Raw genomic sequence first — 21,441 nt, forward strand, 5'->3', positions numbered from 1 at the left:
GCGAGGACCACAAGAAGTGGCGGCGCCTGCTCGACCCGATGTTCGCGCCGAAGCAAGTTGCGCGCCTGGAGGCGCAGAAAGATCAGGCACGGCAGTGGTGTGCAGAAATCCTCGTACAGTTCCGCCTTGCCAGTGGGCGCGAAGCCGTCGATGAGTTCCCGTGCCAGGTCGCGCACCTGCGCCTCCAGGCGCGCAACTTGCTTCGGCGCGAACATCGGGTCGAGCAGGCGCCGCCACTTCTTGTGGTCCTCGCCGTCGATCTCCAACGGGATCAGCCGCGCATCGTGCCCGAAGCTGCCGCCCTTGCCGCCGTTGCCGAGCACGGCTGGATGGCGGTTGATACGCAGGATGTCCTGGTGGCGGTACAGGTGCAGCGCCCCGTCGATGTGTTCGGCGCGGACGTTTCCGGCCTTGTCGTGATACACCCTCTGCGGCTCCGCCAAACTCTTCACGACCTGCGAGAGGCCTGAAACGCGCGGGTCATACCGCGCGGCTTGGGTCATCATTTCTCACCGTCCACATATGAACCTTACCCTGTAACGTGACGTATACCGCAACGCCATAGCTGACTCAATTATTTATCTGATTTAGGGCGAGCTCTCCAGTGTGTCGAGCTCTTCCATCGCGATGGCGAAACGGGTGGCGCCGATGAGCCAGGAACGCGTCCTCGAGGTGGGGAAGCTCGTCGGCACCGTTTTTTTGTAGTTCGTCGAGGTACAGCGACAGCAGATCTCGCTCGGACGCGAGGCGATCCGCCGGGTCCATCGCACCGGTCATGAAGTAAGTGACATCCCAGATGTATTACCCTCGGCCCATCGCCTGAATATCACAGAAGCCGAGGCGGCCTTCGGTGTCCCGGGACGTGTTGCCCAGGTGGGCATCGCCGTGCACGAACGCAGTCGGTAGCGCAGCGCCGACATCGACGGGCTGTCACGTCGCCGATTCCCCATCCGCCGGTAGATGCTCGGTAGCCGTTGATGCAGATGAAAACGCCAGTTGCACAAGGGCATGCGCCAGCTCCGCTGGATGCGTGATCATCGCTTCGTGTCCGGCATCGACCTCGACCACCTCGTCGACACCGCCGAGGTTGCCGATGAAGCTCCGTTGCTTGGCTGGCGGCAACGCGCGGTCGCGGCGGGTCAGTACCCAGCTCCTGCGCACCGATTCGGGCAGCGCCACCACCGACGGCTGAGTCACAAGTGCCGCGCTTTCCGGCACGATGTTCACCATGACCGCCGCGCGTTGTTCCCGCGTGGCCGCATTGGCGAAGACGTGGCGCACCAGCCAAGGCGGAGACCGGATCACCGGTGACCGGTTCACTATCCGCCGCACGACCTGCCGGAATCCGAACGCCAGTGAGTCAATGACACATTCGCCGTTGCGCGGCACACAGCACGCTACGAAGATCACGTGCCGCACCCGGCCCCCGCCCAGGCGGTCCACCACACCGGCCAGGACTACACCGGCCAGTGAGTGCCCCACGAGCACCACCGTTCCGTCGCAGCGCGAGCTGATCTGCTCTGCCACCGAGCTGACACAGTCCTCGATCGTCAGAGTAGTCAGATCCCCTGGGACATGCCGTCTTCCGGGAAGATCAACGACCACGCTCTCGATGTTCGGCCGAAGAGCCGCAATCGCGATCAGGGTGTCGCGCCAGCAGCGGCCGGTATGTGCGCCGCCGTGAACTAAGACGAGCCGGGCGGCGGTCATCTGTCAGACGGGTGATCCGGCGTATGCGTCGGCCAATTCCTGCGAGATCGGGAAGCGGAATAGCTTTTCGGCGTTCTTGTGCGTCATCAGGTCGATTTCGTCCTGGGGGATGCCGTCGAACACTTGCTTCGCCGATAGCTGGGTCTTCGGGAACGGCGTGTCGGCGTGCGGATAGTCCGACTCCCACAGGATCCGATCGACGCGGAAGTCGTGCCGGTATTTGATGCCGACGGGCTCCTCGATCATGCAGAAGTACATACTGCGCCCCGCGACCTCGGAGGGCTTGATGTGAGCATCGGGGAGGTGGCTCCAGTACTGGTGGCGCTCCCACTGCCGGTCCGCACGCTCGATCGCCGCCGGAATCCAGCCGATACCCCCTTCGGACCAAACAACTTTGGCGTCGGGGTACTTGCGCAGCAACGGACTGACCATCAGGTTGACCGATGAACGGGCGGCGTTGGCGAAGGCCGCGGCGATCTCGGTCATCGGGTTGAGTCCTTCCAACGTCACCTGAGCACCGCCCGACCCGATGTGCATACAGATCGGAGTCTCGTCGGCCTGCGCGGCGGCGAACAGAGGCTCCCAGTAGCCGGCGTGGAAGTTGGGCAATCCGACGACCTGGGGGTCTTCGATGAAGCAGATGGCCTTGCTGCCGAGCCCAACGCAGCGCTCATGCTCCTTGACCGCGAGGTCGACGTCCCACACCGGCAGGATGTGCATCGGCACGAAGACATCGGGGGCGGCGCCGCACCACTCCTCGAGCATGAAGTCGTTCCACGCCTGGACGCAGACGAGCGCGAGTTCCTTGTCCTCGAAGGTGGCGAACTTACGGCCGCCGAACCCCGGCAGCGTCGGGAACGAGACCGACGCGAAGATGCCATTTGATAACAGATCCTTGCGCCGTTCTTCGGGGTTGTAGCACCCGGGGATCATGTCCTCGAACCGGGCGGGCTCCATGCCCCACTCCTCGCGCGGCTTGCCCGCGACGGCGTTGAGCCCCATCGTGATTTCCATGCCGCCCTCCCACTGCCACATCTGGCGGCCATCGACCTCGACGACGTGGGGCGCGCGATCCTTGAACTTCGACGGCACCCGGTCGGACCACACGTGCGCCGGTTCGACGATGTGGTCGTCGACGCTGAACAATGTGAACACAGGGCCTCACCTCTTCTGTCCCGGAAAACGCCACGGCATCCTTCGGACATGATGGCACTGCGCCGCGGTGATTTGGGGGGCGCTGACCCGGAACGCCGTTTGCGCTTGAACCGGTTGCCTCGCCCTTCCGACGCCGCGGTCGACTCCAATACGCTGCGAGATCATGCGCTCCGACACCTCACCCGCGGGTGCGAGGGATCTCTCCGCGATCTGGCGCGCGACCAGCGACCGCATCACCGAAATCGTCCGGACACTGCCGGATACTGCGGCGTCCACGCCGGTGCCAACGGTGCCCGGAATCGCGGTCCGCGACGTCATCGCGCACTTGATCGACACCGCGCGCCTCGCCGGGGACGACCCCGCAGGGGTCGCACGGGAAAGTGTTGCCTTGCCGGCACCCGGTGCCGCCGGCGGCGCGACGCTCGCCGAACTCGTGGCCGGGTGGGAAAAGGCCGCCGCCCCGCTCGACGCGTCTGTCGCCACCGATGCGGGCCTCGCGTCGTTGTTGATCACCATCGCGGTGATGAGCGAGCACGACTTGCGCAGTGCCCTCGGGGCGCCCGGTGCGCGCGACGACATTGCCGTCAAAGTCGCGCTCGACGAACTGTCGGGCCGCTTCTCGGACCGGGTCGCCGCGGCTGGGCTGCCGCCGCTGCGAGTGACAGTCGAACAATGGGGAACGATCGCAGGCGACGGCCGGGCGATCGCGTGTGTGGTCGCCGACCGCTTCGAGTTCGTGCGGGCGATGTCCGGTCGCCGGTCCGCGGATGAAATTGGCCGGTGGAATTGGGGGGTCGAGCCGAACACCTACCTGTCGGTGATATCCGAGGTGGGACTGCCCGTGAACGAAATTCGCGAACGCGACCCGCGAATCCCCGAGCACATGCGCGACCGCGAGTTTGTGCTGTAACCGACCAGGAAGGGTCACGACATGGGATTGCTCAGCGGTGTCAGGGTGCTCGAATCCGCCCAGCTGTTCAATGGCGACACGCTCGGCGCCCTCCTCGGCGACCGCGGCGCCGACGTCATCAAGATCGAAAGTCCCTTCCGCGGTGACTATCTGCGCGACATGCTCGGTCAGATCGCACCGCACAACAGCCCCGCCCACATGCAGATCAACAAGAACAAGCGCAGCGTGGCGCTCGATCTGCGCAAAGATGCGGGCCGCGAGGTGTTCTGGAAGTTGTTGGCGACCGCCGACGTCTTCGTCGACGGCAACGCCGCCGATGCCATGACCAAGCTCGGCGTCGGATACGAGGCGCAACGGGCCCGCCGCCCCGCGATCGTCTACTGCCAATACAGCGGATACGGCGCGACCGGACCGTACGCCACGATTCCCACCCACGGCCAGATGATGAACGCGGCGGCGGGCGGGACGCCGATGGAGATGGGCGACGACGGCCTGGTGCATCCCTACCGAGGCCCGCAGTCCTTCAACGGAATCGCCTCCGGCGGGGAGGGGACGGCGGCCGGTGCTACGTTCGCCGCCTATCACGTCGCCGCGGCGCTGTTCCAACGTGAGCGCAGCGGCGAGGGCTGCTACATCGACGTTTCGGGATCCGAGGCCGTCATTTCCTCGGCATGGATCGCCGCGACATATATCCTCAACGACGAACGGATTGCCGACCGACGCTCGCTGCCCGCCCCACAGGATCCCGCGGGTACGTCCTCTGCTAAGTATCAGTTCTACCGCACCTCGGATGACCGCTACGTCCTGTTCTGCTGCATCGAGCCGAAATTCTGGGAGAACTTCTGCAAGCTCGCCGAACGCCCCGACCTCATCAGCGAATCCGACAGCGGTCCCGTCGATTTCGCGGTCTCCGGCGATCCCAGTCAGACGCTGCGCCGCGAGATTCAAAAGATCATCGAAAGCCGTACCCAGGCCGAGTGGACCCGGCTGGCCGCCGAACACGACCTGGCGATCGGCCCCGCCCTACAAGAGGACGAACTCCGCAGCGATGCGCAACTGAGCGCCCGAGGAGCATTCACCGATGCGGTACATCCGGTCGCAGGGCCCTTCACACACGTCACACTGCCCGCGCTGGTCAACGGAAAGCGCTCGACGGAGATCCGCCACCACGCACCCGCGCTCGGTGAGCAGACCGCAGAGATTCTCGGTGAGATCGGGTTGACCGACAACGAGATCGGCGTCTTGCGCGACGCCGGGGTCATTGGCACTACCTGATCGAACCGCGCCCCCGCAGTTCGGCGATCTTCTCCGCGCTGTAGCCATGCTCGAGGAGCACCGCTTCGGTGTCCGCGCCGAGCTCGGGGGCAAGGCGGTGCGGTGGCGTCATCGCGCCGGTCACCCGCACCATGACCGCCGCCTCCCGCACGAATCGCCCACTACGGTCCTGCACCTGCGCAATCCGGCCGATCGCCTGGTTGACCGGATCACGGTGGAACGCCTCGTTATTCGTAGCAGCCCTGGGGATCATCGCCGCCACGCCCGCTGACCGAAGCAGTCGCAGCCACTCCTCGCTATCGCGCGTCAGGAACACGTCGGACAGCATGTCCGACAGATCGTAGCTGTTCTCCGAACGAAGCTCGGGCGTCGCAAAGCGCGGATCGTCGAGAATGGTGACCGCCAAAGCCGATTCGAACAGGCGGATCTCGGCGTCGCTGATCGCCACGACGCACAGCCAGCCGCCGCGGGTCTCGTAAAGCTTGTCGAGGGGACCTATTCCGGTCTGTAAGGGATCGAGACGCTCAGCCCCGAGGACGGTTCCGTCGGCCCGCCGGACAATGTGTGCTGCGTGCGTCATGGTGGCGTTCAATTGCGGGTTCTCGACGTAACAGCCGCCCCCACCACGGGTTTGATGCAGCAGCGCCATGAGGATCCCCACTGCGCCGGTGAGGCCGTTGCCGGGATCTTCATTACCGATGGGCCACATCGGCGGATTGAATTGACCGCCCACCTCGTACCCGATGCCCACATATCCGGACATCAGCGGCGCGAAGGACTGCCGCATCGAGTCGGGGCCCGTGCTCCCCCATCCAGGCGCGTACAGATAAATCGCGTCCGAATTGAGTTGCCGCACATCGCCGTAACCCAGGCCGACGCGATCCGCGGCACCGGGACGCATGTTGTGCATAACGACATCTGCCCACCTGATCAGGCTTTCCCTCGCAGATTGCAGATCCGGGTCCTTGAGGTTCAGTGAGATCGCGCGCTTACCCGCTGAAGCGGATCTGAACGGGCGTTGGATTCCGCGTAGCTGGTCACCCAGCGTGGTCTCGAGCTTGATCACGTCCGCGCCGAGGTCGGCCAGTAGCCGGGAGCTGAAGGGGCCCGCGTAGTAAGCGCCCGCGTCCAGGATGCGCAGACCTTGCAGCAGGCACGCCTCGCCACCGTCGCCTTCTTCCCCAGACGTGTCTTCGTGGTTCGAAAGCACTGCCGGCCAATGGTCGTCGTGCTGCCCGACCGTCGGGGCCCCGAAGGTCGGGCGGTACTCAAGTCCGCTGAACCTGATCGCGGGCGCCACCTGTTCGAGCGGTCCCAACACCGGGTCTTCGATGCGGCTGACCATGTCGTTGTGGCGCACCTGAGGCTCATCGAAGATCTGCCCCGGATGCAGTTCCGGAATGGCGGCTACGTCGGCGTCGAGCAGCCGCTTGAGCCAGACGTCCCTCGGCTGGGATTCGAATAGTGCCGGAATTTCCACCGCAACGATGTCGCGTTCGTCTTCGTTGAGCGGGAAGCGCATATCCGAGCCGTCCTCGGCAACCGGAATCCGGTCGTCGAGTCCCAGTTCCCGGATCAAGCGGCCGAAAGCACCGACGGCGCCGGTGTGGATGCCGATGTACTCATCATCGGCGCACCGAAACGACCGGGAAATCAACCGGATACTGCCCGGCATGACCGGCGGCGCGGCGTTGGCGTCGTCGGCGTCACCCCACATCATGCCCAGATAGCTCAGAGCGCCGTCGACGAGCGACGTCTGCACCAGCCTGCCGCGATTGTCCTCGGCGCGGCGGTAGAGCGCCGCGAGCGAACCGATGACGGCGAGATATGCGGCGCCGATACTCGCAAACGGCAGGCCTTCATAAATCGGTGCGGGTCGCGCGCCGACCTGCTCGGCGGTGACCCCGACATACGACTGGACGACGGCTTCGTGGCCGGGCACCTCGGCGAGCGTGCCGTCCTCGCCGAAGCCCGATATCGATGCGTAGACCAGCCGCGGATGCCCCTCGTGCAGCGTGGCCCAGTCGACCCCGAGCCGTTCGGCGACCCCGGGGCGCCAGCTGGTGAGGAAGATGTCGGCGGATGTCAGCAGCCGGGACAACCCCTCGCGGCCCTCGACCGTTTTCAGGTCCAGCTGAACGCTGCGCTTACCTCGGTTGAAGACGGCGTACTCCGTCGCAAGTGCGCGTCGGAACGGATCGCCGCCCGGCGGCTCGACCCACCAAACCTCGGCGCCGTAGTCGGCGAGCAGGCCGGTAGCGCGGGGTCCCGCAAGCCCCCGTGAGCAGTCGATGACCCTGAACCCTTCGAGCGGCCCGCCCACGTGCATACCTCCATCAACGGCAAGTTCTTGACTGCCAATGTAGGAAGCGGCCGGGCGCTTGCGAACCGTTCGGACACGCAAACGCCGCTTTCACTCGATCCATTGCCCCGCGGTCCTGGCCCACGAAAAATGACCAGCGTGCAGCGGACATTGCCAGACAGCCTTCCGCAGCCCCGACTCATCGTCGGTTCTGACGAACTGACGACAAGCGGCGGCGGCAGCTACGAGCACCATTACCCGGGGACCGGCGAGGTTCAGGCCGTCGTTCCGCTGGCGGGTACGGACGACGTCGACGCGGCCGTCGCGGCCGCCCGCGCAGCATTCCCCGGTTGGCGCGGTCTGGATCTCAATGGCCGTCGCGACATTCTGCAGGAGATCGCGCGGCGGTTGGTCGCTGACAGTGAGCGTTTCGCGGCCATCGCGACCCTCGAGATTGGCACACCGAACATGTTGGCCGGGATCGCCGCGCAGATGGCGGCGGACTGGTTCGACTACTACGCGGGCTGGATCGGTAAATCCGGCGGTGAGGTCGTGGCCGTACCTGCGGGCGGGGCCTTCGACTACGTCCTTGACGAACCGATCGGCGTGATCGGCGCCATCATCCCGTGGAACGGCCCACTTGTGGCGATGGGGATGAAGGTCGCCCCCGCGTTGGCAGCGGGCAACTGCGTGGTGCTCAAGCCGCCCGAGAACGCTCCCTTCAGTGCGCTGCGCTTCGCCGAGATCGCCGCGTCGGCGGGGCTGCCGGCGGGTGTTCTCAACGTGATCCCCGGTGACGGCACTGCGGGTGCCGCGCTATGCGCGCACCCAGGCGTCGACAAGATCACCTTTACCGGCGGCGGTGAAACCGCCCGGAAGGTGTTGACCGCCGCGGCCCAGGCGCTCACTCCGGTCGTTCTGGAACTGGGCGGGAAGTCGGCCAACATCGTCTTTCCCGACGCGGATCTGGACGCGGCAGCGCAGATGGCGGTCGGGGCCGGGCTGATGACGTTGTCGGGTCAGGGCTGCATGCTGCCCACCCGATTGCTGGTGCACGGCGACGTGTACGACGACATGGTTGCCCGAGTCGTCGCGGGCGCGGAGACGCTCAGCGTCGGCGATCCGTGGGATCCGACCACCCTGATGGGACCATTGGCCACCGCAGCTCAACTCGAACGAGTTACTGCGGCAGTCGATTCCGCGATCGCCGGCAAGGCCGGCAAGCTGCTCGGAGGTGGCGCACGGCCGGCGGCCCTGGATAAGGGATACTTCTACCGGCCGACCGTGTTCGGCGACGTCGATCCCTCGAGCGACTTGGCCCAAAAGGAAATCTTTGGCCCGGTGCTGAGCGTCCTGCGGTTCGACACCGACGATGAGGCCATCGAACTGGCCAACAACACCCCGTACGGCTTGGCGGCGTACGTACACACGCGCGACCTGCGGCGCGCCCATGTCATCGCCGGCGCACTCGATGCGGGTGGCGTTGCGGTCAACGGCTTTCCGATCGTGCCGAGCAGCGCCCCGTTCGGCGGCGTCAAGCAGAGCGGGTTCGGCCGCGAAGGCGGGATCTGGGGTCTGCGCGAGTTTCAACGCACCAAGAACGTCTATATCGGTCTGCAGTAAGAACTTACAGAAGGGGTGAACGCCGCGATGGGCAGGGTTCAGGACAAAGTCGTCTTCATCACCGGCGCAGGCGTCGGGCAGGGACGCTCGCACGCTGTCGCGTTGGCGAAAGAAGGCGCCGACATCGTCGCGGTGGATGTCTGCCATCAGGTCAGCGACAGGGTGCAATACTCCTACGCGACGGAAGCCGATCTCGACGAGACGCGAAAGCTGGTCGAGAACACCGGACGTCGCTGCCTGACAGTCGTCGCCGACGTGCGGGACAGCACGGCGATGAAAGATGCTGCTGCGCGGGCGGTCCGCGAGTTCGACCACATCGACGCCGTCTGCGCAAATGCCGGCGTCTGCACGTTCCACAAGGAAGGTTCCCTGAGCATCACCGAGGACGTATACGACCTCATCGTCGACACCAATCTGAAAGGTGTGTGGAACACAATCCAGGCGACCGCACCTCGCCTGATCGAGGCGGGTGGCGGATCGATCGTCATCACCAGTTCCGCAGCCGGAATCCGCGGACAGGTGCCCTACGCGCACTATGTGGCCGCCAAGCATGGAGTGGTCGGGCTGATGAAAGCGTTCGCCAATGAGCTTGCGCCTCATCGCATCAGAGTCAACACGATCCACCCAACCGGCGTGCTCACCGCCATGGGCGGAGACCCCAGCGCATTCGAATGCGCCGAACCGCAGCCGCTGTTCATTCAGGGTGCCGCGAACGTCCTGCCGGATCTCGATGCGCCTGCCGGTCACCCTTATTCGCCCATTCCTGTTCTTGCCGCGGAAGAGATCTCCAAGACGGTGCTGTTCCTGTTATCCGATGATGCGCGTTACATCACAGGTGTCCAGCTGCCCGTCGACGCGGGAAACGTCAACAAGCCCTAGACCGCAAAGAGGTAACAGATGACGATGTTCGATGACCGCACGATCACGGACTTCGACCACCACTCCCCGGAGTATGCGGAGAACTCGCGGTCGATCAACGCGAGTCTGCGCGCGCAGTGCCCCGTCGCGCATACCGATGCCCACGGCGGCTTCTACGTCATCAGCCGGTACGAGGATGTCGTCGCCGCGGCGAAGGACGACGAAACCTTCGCGTCGGGCCATGAGGTGAACGGGATCGGCCCGCTCGGCGTCACCATCCCTCCGTCACCGGTCCCGATGTTCCCGATCGAGATGGACGCGCCGGACTACCTGCCCTATCGCAGGCTCCTCAACCCGCTCTTCTCGCCCGCCGCCAGCAAGGCTTGGGAACCGCGCGTTGAGAAGTGGATCGACATCTGCCTGGACCAAGTCATCGAAACGGGCTCCTTCGACATCGTCGACGACCTCGCGAACCCGGTTCCATCGCTATTCACCTGCGAGTTCCTCGGCCTGCCCGTTGAACATTGGCGCGACTACGCCGAAGTGCAGCACGAGATCATCTACACGCCGCCCGAGGAGCAGGAACAGGTGCTCGTTCGGTACCTGGAAGTGATCGGTCGAGTGTTCGGCATGATCACCGAGCGTCGAGCCAAGCCCGAGAAGGACGGCCTCATCAGCACACTGGTCACCACCGAGATCGACGGTGAGCCAGTTCCCGACGAGATGGTGCTGTCGATGGTCAACCTTGTGATGGCCGGCGGGTTCGACACCACCACCGCGGTCACCGCCAATGCGCTCATCTACCTGGCGGATAATCCCCAAGCACGTCAGCAGCTGATCGACAACCCCGACATGATCCCGCAGGCATGCGAGGAATTCCTCCGGTATTTCACACCGCAGCAGGGCCTGGCGCGCACCGTCACGAAGCCGGTGACCGTCGGTGACGTGGAGCTCAAGCCCAACGACAGGGTCCTGCTGAGTTGGGCATCGGCAAACCAGGACGAATCGGCCTTCGACAATCCAGACGAGGTAGTTCTGGATCGATTTCCCAACCGGCACACCACATTTGGCATCGGAATCCATCGCTGCCTGGGTTCACATATCGCACGCATCGAGTTGGCCACCATGGTGCGCAGGGTGCTGGCGCGCATGCCCGACTACAAGGTGAACCATGATGGTGCCCGTCGCTATCCGAGCATCGGCGTGATCAACGGGTGGATCAACGTGCCCGCGACCTTCACGCCGGGCGAACGGCTGAGCAACGAGCGTCTGCCCGGCGCCTGAGCACTACTTCGCGGTGAATCCGCCGTCGAACGGAATCACGGCGCCGGTCAGCGCTCTACCGTTGGGCCCGACGAGCACCAGCAGGAATTGCGCGACTTCACCAACATTGGCAAGACGGTCCAACAGCGGTCCGCCGGAGAGGCTTACGGCGTCGCGTAGTTGCGCGAGCTGCTCGTCGGTGAGGTTGCCGTACTCGACCGGCTCCATTCCACCGGGGCACACACAGTTCGCGCGAATACCGTACGCCGCGTAGTCGACCGCAGTGGTCCTCGTCATCGAGACCAGGCCGCCCTTGGCGGCTGCGTAGGCGGCACTGCCCTTGAAGCCCACCAACGCCACCATGGAACCGACATTGACGACGGCACCGTCGCGGCGTTGCATCATCGACGGCAGCACCGCCCGGGTGAATAGAAAGGGGCCAGTGAGATCGACGGCCAGGAAGCTGTCCCACTCGTCGAGCGGCGTCTCGTGCAGCGGATGGGGCGCCGCGTGCAGTCCGGCGTTGTTGATCAAAATGTCGACGCCGCCGAACGCTTGGATCGATTGCGCGGCAGCGCGGTTCGCGGTGTCGGGCTTGGCCACGTCACCGGCCACGACCAGCACGCGCCCACCGTTCACTTCGATGACACCGGCGACCTCCTCGAGCTTCTCCGCACGTCTGCCGACCAGTGTGACCGCAGCGCCTTCCCGCGCGAACAGCGTCGCGGTCGCCGCCCCGAGTCCTGTTCCTGCACCGGTGATCACGGCCACCTTGCCGTCAAGCTGTCCCACGTTCAGCTGCCACCTTTCAACTGACCTCGGACGACCTTTCCCATCGGGTTGCGTGGCAGCCGGGTGATGACGAACTCGTCCGGAACCTTGCTGTGAGACAGCACCTCACGGGCTTGCAGACGCACCTGGGCGATGTCCACGGTGCCCCCTGGCGCCGTCTCGACGTATGCGACGATGCGTTGGCCCAGCCTCTCGTCGTCCTCCCCGACCACGGCAACGTCGCGCACTCCAGGCAGCTGGCCGAGCACGCTCTCGAGCTCGGCCGCGTTGACGTTCACCCCGCCGCGGACGATCACATCGGCGGTGCGTCCGTTCACGTGCACCGCCCCATCGGCATCTACCCAGCCGTAATCCCCTGTACGGAGACACCTTTCAGCGCCCGGCCGGGGTGCGAACCCGTCCGGCGTCCACGTGCCCGCGGCCGGCAGGTACATGTTGGCCCAGGCTCCACTTACGGCGGCGGACACCGTCAGTGCGCCCTGCTGACCAACGACCAACCGGCGGCCATGCTCGTCGCACGCGTGGACCGCGAGGTGTGGCAGTGGCTTGCCGGCTGAGCCCGCGGCATGCGGTACCTCGGGGTCCTCGATGCATACGACTCCCGGCGCTTCGGTCATGCCGTAGGAGCCGATGAGCCGACGACCGAACTTCGATTCGAAAGCACTGCGCAGCGGTTCCGAGAGTCCCGCGGCCCCCGTCCCTGCCACCCGCAGTGAGGCCAGCATGTCCGCGGTGATCTCGTCGTCGTGGACCAGGTCGTAAATAGTTGCCGGAACGAGCGCGTTCACCATGGTCAGCTTACGGTCGCGGCACGCGTAGGCGACGCCACGCGCGTTCATTCGCTCGACCGCCACGCAGGTGGCTTGGGCGAACAGCGCGGGCAGCGCGCCAACGGCGATCAGATTGTGGATGCTCATCGGAAGGACGACGCCGATCCTGTCGTCCGCACGCAACTGGGCTTCAGCCAGCACCGCGGCGAGGAGGGACACTGCTGACCGGCTGTGCACGAACGCCTTTGGTGTGCCGGTGGTTCCGCTGGTGAAGCCAATCGCGCACGGCACCGAGGGATCGGGAGGTGGGGCGTCGAACGTGTCGTCGGCCGCCAGCGACGGCAGGTCCTGCTCGGTGATCGTCAGCGTGGGCGTGACGAGCGCGCGCTGCCGTTGACGTTCGGCCTCAGGAGCGGCGGGGTTGACACCTACCCAGATCGCGCCCGTCATCGCGCACGCGAGGTAAACCTCCACCGAAGCAACCGAATTCGGCAGCATCACCGCGACACGATCTCCCAGGTCCACCCCGAGCCGAGCCAGACCGGCCGCCATCTGTTGGACCGAGGTTGCGAGCTCTTGGTAACTCATCGATCGCCGAGAGTCCTCCAGCGCAACGCCGCGTGGGTCGGGCCGGTCCAGGAGCGCAAGGAAGTCGGGCGCCGTCATCGTTGGCTAATCGGTCTTCCAGTTCGGCGCTCTTTTCTCGGCGAACGCACGGAACCCTTCGGTGAAATCCGGGTGGTGCCATTGGGTTTTGACCAAACCGAAGCCATACTCGACGGCCTGCGAGTAGGGCATCTCGAGCGAAGCCCAGACCGCCTGCTGCGACAGTGACACTGCGTGCGGCGAGTTGAGGGTGATGTCGTGGGCGATCTGCCGCGCGGTCGCAAGCAGTTCCCCCGGCTCGGTCAGCTCATCTACCAGCCCGAGATCGTATGCGCGTTGGGCAGAGAGCCGGAAGGCTCTGCCCTGCAGGGTCATTCGCAACGCGGTGCCCAGTGGCAACCGTTTAGCCAACCCCACGTTTTCAGGACCACCGACCATCCCGACATTGACGTGGCTGTCCAGAAAGACCGCGTTCGTGGAGGCGACGATGATGTCCGCGTCGACGACAAAATGCAGTCCGGCGCCCACCGCCATGCCGTTCACCGCGCACACCGTGGGCTTCCAGACGTTGTTGTGGCGCGATGTCAGTCCGACGTCTTCGCTCATTCGTCCGAGTCCCACGCCGACACCGCCGCGCTGGTTGACGCCGTTCAGATCGGCACCGGTGCAGAAGTGTCGTTCACCGGCCCCGGTGATCAGCACGCAACGGATGGCGGGATCCTCTGCGATATGCCGCCACGCCTGCTGGAACCACTTCAGGATTGCCGGTGTTAGGGCGTTGCCATGGTCGGGCCGATTCAGTGTGATGTGGGCGATGTGGTCCGCAACGTGGAACAAGACCTCACCTTCGGGTGGCGCATCCATCGTGCTCCTCTCAGGCCAGCGCTTCGTCGACCAGTCGCGCGACGTCAGCCATATCGGGGGTTCTGCATGCCGCGACGTACTCACGCCGTAGCCGGGCGACAAGCTCTGCGACCGTAGGGATGTCGTCGATGAGGTCGATACCCTGCCCCGCCGACCAAAGGTTCTTCCAGGGCTTCACACCGTCGGGTAGGTGTGTGTGATTGATCTTGCCCGCTACGGCAGGCTTGGGAAGAGCGGACGGGTCGAGCCCCACCGTGGTCATCGATTCCGTCATCCAGTTGGCCCCCACTCCGGCGATGTCTGGGGTGTACAGCAGGTCCGTGGACGAGGCGCGCAAGATCATGGCCTTGTACTCGTCCGCGGCCATCGACTCCCTGGTGGCGATGAAACGCGTACCGAGATACGACAAGTCAGCACCGAGGATCTCTGCGGCGCGAATCACCGCGCCATTGGAGACCGCGCCAGCCATCACGATGACGCCGTCGAACATGCTTCTTATCTTGGGAATCAGCACGAGGTGGCTGATCGTCCCGGAATGCCCGCCTCCGCCGGCGCCGATGCAGGTCAGTCCGTCGACGCCACCCGCGATCGCCTTCTCCGCGAATCGAATCGTCGTCACGTCGTGGAAGATCACTCGGCCCATGTCATGCACCCGTCGCGCGAGCGTCGCGGGATTGCCGGTCGCCGAGATGATGATCTCGACGCCGTAGCGCTCGCACACGCCCAGATTCTCGGCCAGCTCGTCCTCATCGAGGAACGTCGCGAGGTTGACCGCCAGCGGCCCGACCCGCGCTGTCGGATTCGTTTCCGAATAAACGTCGAGTTCCTCGCGGATGGCGCGCAACCAGGCGTCGAAAACCTCGATCCCGCGTGCATTCTGCCTCGGCAGCGCGCCGACGATGCCCGCCTTGCACGCTTCGGTGACCAACTGCGGGCCCGATACCAGAAACATGGGTGCGCAGATCGCGGGCAGCGTCAGATTCTGCCGTAACCGGTGGTCGAGGGCCATGACGTCACGTTATCGCCGGAAAAAGCCCCTCAGCCAGTGCCGTAGCTGAAAACGGGACTTCGGGTGGCTACCCTGTAGCCAAGAATGGCGATCGGAGAATGACGATGGCGTCGGCCACCGTGACCACACAGAAGGCTCAGGACGAACGCAGCAGACTGCTGACGGCGGCGATGGAGGTGCTCCAGCGCAGCGGCTGGTGGGGGTTCAAAGTCGAAAGCGTGCTTCGGCAGGCGAAGCTCTCGACGCGAAGCTTCTACCGGTATTTCGACAAGAAGAGCGACCTGTTGCTCGCGCTGCTCGAATACGAAGTCGGTGGGGCGGCCATTCACCTGCGCCGAGTTGCCGACGCAGCGAGTACCCCGCCGGAGAAGGTCCGCGCATGGTTGGCCGCGACCATCGACATGGCGTACCTGGAAGACCTAGCGAAGCCGTCGTCGCTGTTCGCGTCGCATTGGCGGGAGCTGCTGCCCGAGTATCCCGACGAACTCGAGCGCGTCACCGAGCGCCTGATCGCACCGCTGGCCGAGGCCATTCGGGCAGGCAAGGACGGCGGCGACTTTCACTCAGACGACCCCATCGCCGATGCGAAGGCGATCTATTTTTTGGTCGCAGGCATGACCGCCGACCAGGCTGCCGCGGGCGGCCCCATTCCCCGCGAAGAGTTGGAGCATATCGTGATGCCGTTCATCAGCCGCGCCCTCGGCATGCATTAGATTCCGACCAGCGCCGCCAGCCGTTCGCGTTGCCATGCCGGGTCGCCGAAGAGGATCTCCGACGTCTTGGCACGCTTGAAGTACAGGTGGGCGGGATGTTCCCAGGTGAAGCCGATCCCACCGTGGATTTGGATGTTCTCCCCCGCGACACGGGTATAGGCCGCCGAGCAGTGTGCCTTGGCCAGCGCCGCGGCTACTAACGCCTCGTCGTTGCCGTCATCGAGAACACCGGCCGCGTAGTAGGCCGCCGATCGGGCCGATTCCACGTCCACGAGCATGTCGGCGCACTTGTGCTTGATGGCCTGGAAACTTCCTATCGGCCTGCCGAACTGGATGCGGACCTTCGCATACTCAACCGCCATGTCCAGGCAGCGCTGGGCTCCGCCAACCTGTTCGGCGGCCACTAAGATCGCCGCGATCGCCATGGCCCGCTCGAACACGGCCTCACCGTCGGCGTCGCCGGCCAACGGGCGAGCCGGAGCGGAGGCGAGCTCGACGCGTGCCTGGGGCCGCGTCATGTCCAGCGTGCTCAGCGCCGTGACAGTCACCTCCGGTGAGTTTGCCTCCACTACGTAGAGATTGACAGTGCCGAGCGGCGACCGCGCCGAGGTGATCAATATATCGGCGTGCTGTCCGTCGACGACGTACATCTTTACGCCTGTCAATCGGACCCCGCCGCCAACGCCTGCCTCCGCAGTCACCTCCGCCGCGGATGCACCCCAGCTTCCGGACTGCTCGGCGATGGCCAATGTCCCGATGCAATCGCCCGACGCCAACCCCGGAAGGTACTGGGTCTTGAGTTCGTCGTCCTCGGAAAGCATGACCGCGCCTGCCGCCGCCACAGTCGACACCAACGGCGCGACCAGCAGCGCCGCGCCGGCGCGCTCTGCGACCAGCGCGAAATCGAGGAATCGGAAACCACCGCCACCGTATGCCTCCGGCACGATCAGACCCGGGAGGCCCAGTTGCCCGGCCATCTGTGACCACACCGCCGGATCCGCTGCGCCGCCTTCGGCCATCAGGCGCCGCACCTCGGTTTCTGGCGAGCGCTTGTCGAAGAACGCCGCGGCGGCGCCGGTCAACTCGTGTTGTTCCTCGGTAAGCGTGAAACTCATCATCCCTCCGCGCTCAGTTGCCGGTGAAATCCGGCTCGCGTCGTTCGACGAACGCACGGAGGCCTTCTTTGAAATCGGCACTCCGCACGGTGGCTTCGACAGATTTGGTCTCCTGCGACAGCGCCGCGTCCAGCCCGTCTAACGCGGGGTTGTTGAGCAGCTTTTTGGTGTGACCGAGCGAATACGTCGGCCCCGAGGCCAGTTCCGTCGCCAACTCTTCGGCCACCTGCTCAAGGGCATCCGGCGCGACGGCGGCATCGATCAAACCCCATTCCACGGCCGTCGCCGCATCGATTGCGGTGCCCCGGAAGAGCATCTGGCGGGCCCTGCGCAAACCCACCAACCGGGGCAGCAGGAACGACCCGCCGCTGTCCACCGAAAAGCCACGTTTGCAGAACGGTTCGACGAACGCGGCATCGGTGGCCGCGACGACGAAATCGCACACCACGGCCAGATGCAGACCCAGTCCGATCGCCTTGCCCTGCACGGCGCTGATGGTCGGCACGGGGCAGTTCCACACCGCAGAGATGAGTCCGTGGGCACCGGCCTCCAACGAGCGGGTCAAGTGGCCGGTGCGGGGTTTGCCCTGATCGGCGTTCGCAGAGACCAGATCCGCGCCTGCGCAGAAGTTGCGACCTTCCGCGCGAATCAGAATCGCGCGCACGTCGCCACCACCATCGACCGCCCGGATCTCGCCGAGCAACGCCGCGCATTCCTGTTGCCGCAACGCATTTCCCTTGTCTGGCCGGTTCAACGTCAGGATCAACGCGGAACCGACCACCGCCGCCGTGATCCCCGCGGAAGCGTCACGCATTGTTGGACTTCAGTAGTTCGCCGTGGCGCTCGAAAATGCGCACGGCGTCCCGCTGCAGATCCTTCGGCGCATCCGGCAGCATGGCGGCGCCGAGTTCTCGGCTGGGGAGGCTGATGGTCGCATCGGCTTGCGCCGTGGTGTCACCGCGCTGGTTCTGCACCTCGACGGCGACGTCGATCAGCATCAGGCCATCCTCTTGCCGCTTGCCGTCGACCTTACCGGTGAGGTACTGAATGTCGCCCTGGTAGTTGAACTTCCGGATCTCGTCGTGCTGACGGACCACGAAGCCGCCATCGCCCATCCAGTCGGTGAGGAAGTGGTGAATCCAGCATTCACGCAACACGCCGTAGTCGTAGGCCCTTGGGTTGCCGATGGCCTTGGCCCATTCGGAATCCCAGTGCACGCGCTGTGCGACGTCGGGCACGCCGTACTCGTTGTCGATGTAAAACGCCGGGATTCGGCGGCGGTTCTGGTACGCCAACCTACCCGTCTTCAGCCCATAGGGCACAAAACCGTAACCGCCGGCATGGAATACCACCATGTCGGTGGTAGTGAGTGGTCCTTTGGCCATCGTCCCCATCTCCTCGCCGACGACGACGTCCTCCCAGTACCGCGGTTCGGCGCCACGCACCTTTTCGGCAGCGTAGATCTCGTCCAGCGCGGCGATGTCCTCTTTGGTGTAGGACGGATCTTCGATCGCGCTGTACTTGCCCTTCTCGCGGGCTTTCTTGCGTTCGGTGTAGATCACCAAGGTTCGGTAGACGCCCACGACCTCGGCGTGCTGGTTCATCTTCACGTCTCGCAGCACACGTATCACCGATCGCCCGGCGAAGTCCGACGTTTTCTCCTCGACGGACTCCAGCCCTGAGAAGCTGTACAGGGTGTCACCGGGATAGACGGGGCGATACCACTCCCATGTCCCGCCGGACACGAAGGCGTGTATCCCGCGATAGCTGCCGCCACGCAGTTCTTTCGGCAGCTTGTCGCCGCGTAGCGGCGCGTTGAGGACAGCGGCCATGATTTGCGGCGCGATCTGGCCGCCCCATCGCGTCGCCCGGCCGTAGTCCGGGTCGGTGTAGAGCGGATTGTCGTCGCCGTAGCCGTGCGCGAAGTTGCGGATCGCCTCGGGGGTAGCGGTAGCGATGAGCTCCTGACTGCGCGCGGCAGCCCACACCCGTAGCGCCGCACGGTCTTTGGCGATATCGGCGTCGTCGATCTCGGCCGACGTCGCTTCCTTGAACTTTTCCGACGTGGTGTCCGTGTTCGTGGCTTGGATCATGGAGGGCTCCTGGTTGGCGGGTGAAGGATGTGGCTCGTGTCAGGCGTTCGCACCGACGATGTCGTCGCGCGGCAGCCCCAGTACTTGCTCGGCGATGGTGTTGCGCTGGATCTCTGCGGTACCCGCACCGATCGTGGAGGCTCTGGTGGCGAGGAAACCGGTTACCCAGCGGCCACGCTGCACCGAGTGCTTGTCATCCGGCGACAGCATCGCGGGTGCACCGATCAGGTCGACGGCCAGTTCGTGCAGCCGTTTTTCGAACTCGGTGAACATCAACCGGCCGATCGAGGACACTGGCCCTGGGTCGGACCCGGCGAGTACCGTGCTCAGCGTCCGGGTGTTGTTAAGGACGACCAGCCGCACGTCTATCTCGATGCCGGCCAACAGTTGGCGGACCCGTGGGTCGCCTGTGCGGCCCAGTTCCGCTGCCAGAGCGTGTATTTCGTCGACGATCCGGCGATATCGCATGCCTTGCGCGACACCTGCCGTCGATCGCTCGTGGCCCAAACTCGTGCGGGCGATCTTCCAGCCCTCGTTTTCCTGCCCGACTCGATTCGCGACGGGAACACGGACTTGGTCGAGGAATATCTCGCAGAACGACGAGCCGCCAGTCATGTCACGAAGGGGGCGCACCGTGACACCCGGTGATGCCATGTCGATCAGCAGGTAACTTATCCCGTCTTGGCGCGATTCGCGCGACCCGGTGCGCACCAAGGCGAACAACCAATCGGCGTTGCGCGCATTGGTGATCCAGATCTTCTGCCCGGAGACGACGTACGCGTCGCCGTCGCGATCGGCACGAGTGCGCAGACTGGGCAGGTCCGAACCCGCCTCTGGTTCGGAAAAGCCTTGCACCCAGATGCTATCGCCGCGTAGACCAGCGCGCAGGAATCGTTCGCGTTGCTCGTCGGTGCCGTGCTGGATGATCGTCGGGCCCACCACGAAGATTCCTGCCCCCGGGTGCGCGGGCCGTCGCACCTTGGCGAATTCCTCGTGATAGATCACCTGCCCGGTCAGCGACAGTTCCATGCCGCCCCAGCGCTTTGGCCACGACGGCGCAGCGATACCCTCGTCGACCAGCAATGCCGACCACCGACGCTGCCAGGCCAGCCGCTCTGCGGGATCCTTCGGTGCGCGCCCAGGGTCGTTCGCCCGAAGAAAAGCGCGCAGCTCTTCCCTGAACCCTGACATCACACCGCCTCCACGAGTGGTGAAAGAGCTCCTATTGCAAGCAGTTTCGATCTATCGAAGTCATGTCGGGTGGTCAGTGCACGTCGCAAATGCAGGTGCACGCCGGTCTCCCAGGAATACCCCATCGCCCCGTGAAGGTGAATTGCGGTCTCAGCGACCTCGATCGCGGCACGCGGCACCCAGCGCGCGGCCGACGCCACGGTGGCCGAGGCGGTGTCGGCACCGTCTTCACAGGCGACCGCCGCCAACTGCACGGCCGCACGCGCCTGTTCGGTCGCGATGTACATGTCGGCGAGCCGGTGCTTGATGGTCTGAAAACTGCCGATCGGACGGCCAAACTGCTGACGGCCCTTGGCGTGATCGATCGTCTTGGTCAGGAGGGCCTGCATGCCGCCCACGAGTTCGGCCGCGGTGAGCAACGCCAGTTCACGCCGGTGTGCGGTCCAGTCGCCGATCCGCAGGATGTCGACCGGGCGCGCGCCTTCCAGATCGACCGTTGCGGTGGGTCTCGTCGGGTCCGCAGCCGACCGGCGGACCGGCGGCGGCAGCGCCGCCGTGTCCAGCACGACGATCGCCGACTCGCCTGCGCCACAGTCCCGCGCCGGCAGCGCGACCGCGTCGGTCTCGTCGTCGTCAGGAACACAGGCTCGTCCGCTCACGACCCCCGTTTCGGATAGTTCGACCGTGTCGAAACCGCACAGTGCGGTGATCCTCGAGCCACCGCACAGCGCATCGAGAAAGCCCGTGGATTGCTCATGAGCACTCCACGCCGAGGCAAGGACGATCGTCGCCGCGGCAGGCTCGGGTACCAGGACCGCGCCCACCTTCTCGGCGACGACAGTGGCTTCTAACAGGCGCGCGCCGATTCCGGCGGGTTCGGGTACCCGCAAGGCCGGCAGGCCCATCTCACACAGGGCCGCCCACCGCTGACGATCGGCGGTTCGAGACGTCATCGACGCTGCGGTGATCGCCTCGGCATCGCTCCGCCGCGCGAAGAACTCCGCAATGGCGTCGGCGAGCGCCAGGACGTCGCCATCCATTTCGAAATTCACGCATTCCAGGGAACTAGGCCGGTAACCGTGAGCGCAATATCTACGGGCGTTTTGGCGGGCAAATGCCGTTCTCAGTTCTGGACCGGCGCAAACGGGTCCGGAGCTCGTACGGTCGTCATAGCGACAACGTTGCGAGGAAG

General features: G+C 65.1%; 18 protein-coding genes and 1 pseudogene. 6 read left to right on the forward strand and 13 right to left on the reverse strand.

Going from position 1 to position 21,441, the window contains the following annotated elements; all coding sequences use genetic code 11:
* The 3 genes and pseudogenes from A9X04_RS23795 to A9X04_RS23805 form a co-directional block, all read right to left on the reverse strand.
* A pseudogene (locus A9X04_RS23795) lies at positions 1 to 503 on the reverse strand (cytochrome P450); the annotation flags it as partial.
* Positions 504 to 930: 427 nt separating this feature from the next.
* Positions 931 to 1,710: an alpha/beta hydrolase gene (locus A9X04_RS23800; RefSeq protein WP_067925889.1), complete on the reverse strand. Its 780-nt coding sequence runs from the start codon at positions 1,708 to 1,710 to the stop codon at positions 931 to 933.
* Between the two features lie 3 nt (positions 1,711 to 1,713).
* On the reverse strand, positions 1,714 to 2,865 hold the full coding sequence (locus A9X04_RS23805; RefSeq protein ID WP_067925892.1) for an amidohydrolase family protein: 1,152 nt from the start codon (positions 2,863 to 2,865) through the stop codon (positions 1,714 to 1,716).
* Between the two features lie 163 nt (positions 2,866 to 3,028).
* Here A9X04_RS23805 and A9X04_RS23810 point away from each other — a divergent pair, with 163 nt between their 5' ends.
* Together A9X04_RS23810 and A9X04_RS23815 are read left to right on the forward strand one after the other, a co-directional pair.
* Positions 3,029 to 3,775 (forward strand): maleylpyruvate isomerase N-terminal domain-containing protein, encoded by a 747-nt coding sequence (locus A9X04_RS23810; protein WP_067925894.1) that lies wholly within the window; start codon positions 3,029 to 3,031, stop codon positions 3,773 to 3,775.
* A 21-nt stretch (positions 3,776 to 3,796) separates the two neighbouring features.
* Positions 3,797 to 5,050, forward strand: coding sequence for a CaiB/BaiF CoA-transferase family protein (locus A9X04_RS23815; RefSeq protein ID WP_067925897.1), 1,254 nt, complete (start codon positions 3,797 to 3,799; stop codon positions 5,048 to 5,050).
* On the opposite strand, the gene A9X04_RS23820 is transcribed toward A9X04_RS23815, so the two are convergent.
* Positions 5,043 to 7,373, reverse strand: a complete 2,331-nt coding sequence (locus A9X04_RS23820; RefSeq protein ID WP_369829008.1) for a CaiB/BaiF CoA transferase family protein — start codon at positions 7,371 to 7,373, stop codon at positions 5,043 to 5,045. The genes A9X04_RS23815 and A9X04_RS23820 overlap by 8 nt on opposite strands.
* Positions 7,374 to 7,511: 138 nt before the next feature.
* Here A9X04_RS23820 and A9X04_RS23825 point away from each other — a divergent pair, with 138 nt between their 5' ends.
* The 3 genes from A9X04_RS23825 to A9X04_RS23835 are packed head-to-tail and all read left to right on the forward strand — an operon-like array spanning position 7,512 to position 11,117.
* Positions 7,512 to 8,975, forward strand: a complete 1,464-nt coding sequence (locus A9X04_RS23825) for an aldehyde dehydrogenase (RefSeq protein WP_067926122.1) — start codon at positions 7,512 to 7,514, stop codon at positions 8,973 to 8,975.
* A 27-nt stretch (positions 8,976 to 9,002) separates the two neighbouring features.
* The gene (locus A9X04_RS23830) at positions 9,003 to 9,854 is read left to right on the forward strand and encodes a mycofactocin-coupled SDR family oxidoreductase (RefSeq protein ID WP_067926124.1); all 852 of its coding nucleotides are present in this window, start codon (positions 9,003 to 9,005) and stop codon (positions 9,852 to 9,854) included.
* Between the two features lie 18 nt (positions 9,855 to 9,872).
* Complete coding sequence (locus A9X04_RS23835; RefSeq protein ID WP_067925904.1) at positions 9,873 to 11,117, forward strand: cytochrome P450; 1,245 nt, start codon at positions 9,873 to 9,875, stop codon at positions 11,115 to 11,117.
* A 3-nt stretch (positions 11,118 to 11,120) separates the two neighbouring features.
* Here the strand turns inward: A9X04_RS23835 and A9X04_RS23840 are convergent, their stop codons facing one another.
* Genes A9X04_RS23840 through A9X04_RS23855 form a run of 4 tightly spaced genes read right to left on the reverse strand, consistent with a single transcriptional unit; the run spans position 11,121 to position 15,137 of the window.
* On the reverse strand, positions 11,121 to 11,888 hold the full coding sequence (locus A9X04_RS23840) for an SDR family NAD(P)-dependent oxidoreductase (protein ID WP_067925908.1): 768 nt from the start codon (positions 11,886 to 11,888) through the stop codon (positions 11,121 to 11,123).
* A gap of 2 nt (positions 11,889 to 11,890) precedes the next feature.
* Entirely contained in the window at positions 11,891 to 13,324 is a 1,434-nt protein-coding gene (locus tag A9X04_RS23845) for a class I adenylate-forming enzyme family protein (RefSeq protein ID WP_067925911.1), read from the reverse strand.
* Positions 13,325 to 13,330: 6 nt separating this feature from the next.
* Positions 13,331 to 14,128 (reverse strand): enoyl-CoA hydratase/isomerase family protein, encoded by a 798-nt coding sequence (locus tag A9X04_RS23850; RefSeq protein WP_067925914.1) that lies wholly within the window; start codon positions 14,126 to 14,128, stop codon positions 13,331 to 13,333.
* 10 nt (positions 14,129 to 14,138) lie between these two features.
* Positions 14,139 to 15,137, reverse strand: a complete 999-nt coding sequence (locus A9X04_RS23855; RefSeq protein WP_067925916.1) for a nitronate monooxygenase family protein — start codon at positions 15,135 to 15,137, stop codon at positions 14,139 to 14,141.
* Positions 15,138 to 15,241: 104 nt separating this feature from the next.
* Here A9X04_RS23855 and A9X04_RS23860 point away from each other — a divergent pair, with 104 nt between their 5' ends.
* The gene (locus A9X04_RS23860; RefSeq protein WP_067926127.1) at positions 15,242 to 15,850 is read left to right on the forward strand and encodes a TetR/AcrR family transcriptional regulator; all 609 of its coding nucleotides are present in this window, start codon (positions 15,242 to 15,244) and stop codon (positions 15,848 to 15,850) included.
* Here the strand turns inward: A9X04_RS23860 and A9X04_RS23865 are convergent.
* Genes A9X04_RS23865 through A9X04_RS23885 form a run of 5 tightly spaced genes read right to left on the reverse strand, consistent with a single transcriptional unit; the run spans position 15,847 to position 21,301 of the window.
* Positions 15,847 to 16,965, reverse strand: coding sequence for an acyl-CoA dehydrogenase family protein (locus tag A9X04_RS23865; RefSeq protein WP_067926130.1), 1,119 nt, complete (start codon positions 16,963 to 16,965; stop codon positions 15,847 to 15,849). The two genes, A9X04_RS23860 and A9X04_RS23865, sit on opposite strands and share 4 nt — an antisense overlap.
* Before the next feature lie 13 nt (positions 16,966 to 16,978).
* Complete coding sequence (locus tag A9X04_RS23870; protein WP_067925917.1) at positions 16,979 to 17,779, reverse strand: enoyl-CoA hydratase/isomerase family protein; 801 nt, start codon at positions 17,777 to 17,779, stop codon at positions 16,979 to 16,981.
* On the reverse strand, positions 17,772 to 19,058 hold the full coding sequence (locus tag A9X04_RS23875; RefSeq protein WP_067925919.1) for a MaoC family dehydratase N-terminal domain-containing protein: 1,287 nt from the start codon (positions 19,056 to 19,058) through the stop codon (positions 17,772 to 17,774). Before A9X04_RS23875 ends, A9X04_RS23870 begins: the two co-directional genes overlap by 8 nt.
* A gap of 39 nt (positions 19,059 to 19,097) precedes the next feature.
* Positions 19,098 to 20,249 (reverse strand): acyl-CoA dehydrogenase family protein, encoded by a 1,152-nt coding sequence (locus tag A9X04_RS23880; RefSeq protein WP_067925921.1) that lies wholly within the window; start codon positions 20,247 to 20,249, stop codon positions 19,098 to 19,100.
* On the reverse strand, positions 20,249 to 21,301 hold the full coding sequence (locus A9X04_RS23885; protein WP_067925923.1) for an acyl-CoA dehydrogenase family protein: 1,053 nt from the start codon (positions 21,299 to 21,301) through the stop codon (positions 20,249 to 20,251). Before A9X04_RS23885 ends, A9X04_RS23880 begins: the two co-directional genes overlap by 1 nt.
* Between the last annotated feature and the right edge of the window lie 140 nt (positions 21,302 to 21,441).

It is taken from the genome of Mycobacterium sp. E3247 (genome assembly GCF_001667785.1).
GTDB lineage: Bacteria > Actinomycetota > Actinomycetes > Mycobacteriales > Mycobacteriaceae > Mycobacterium.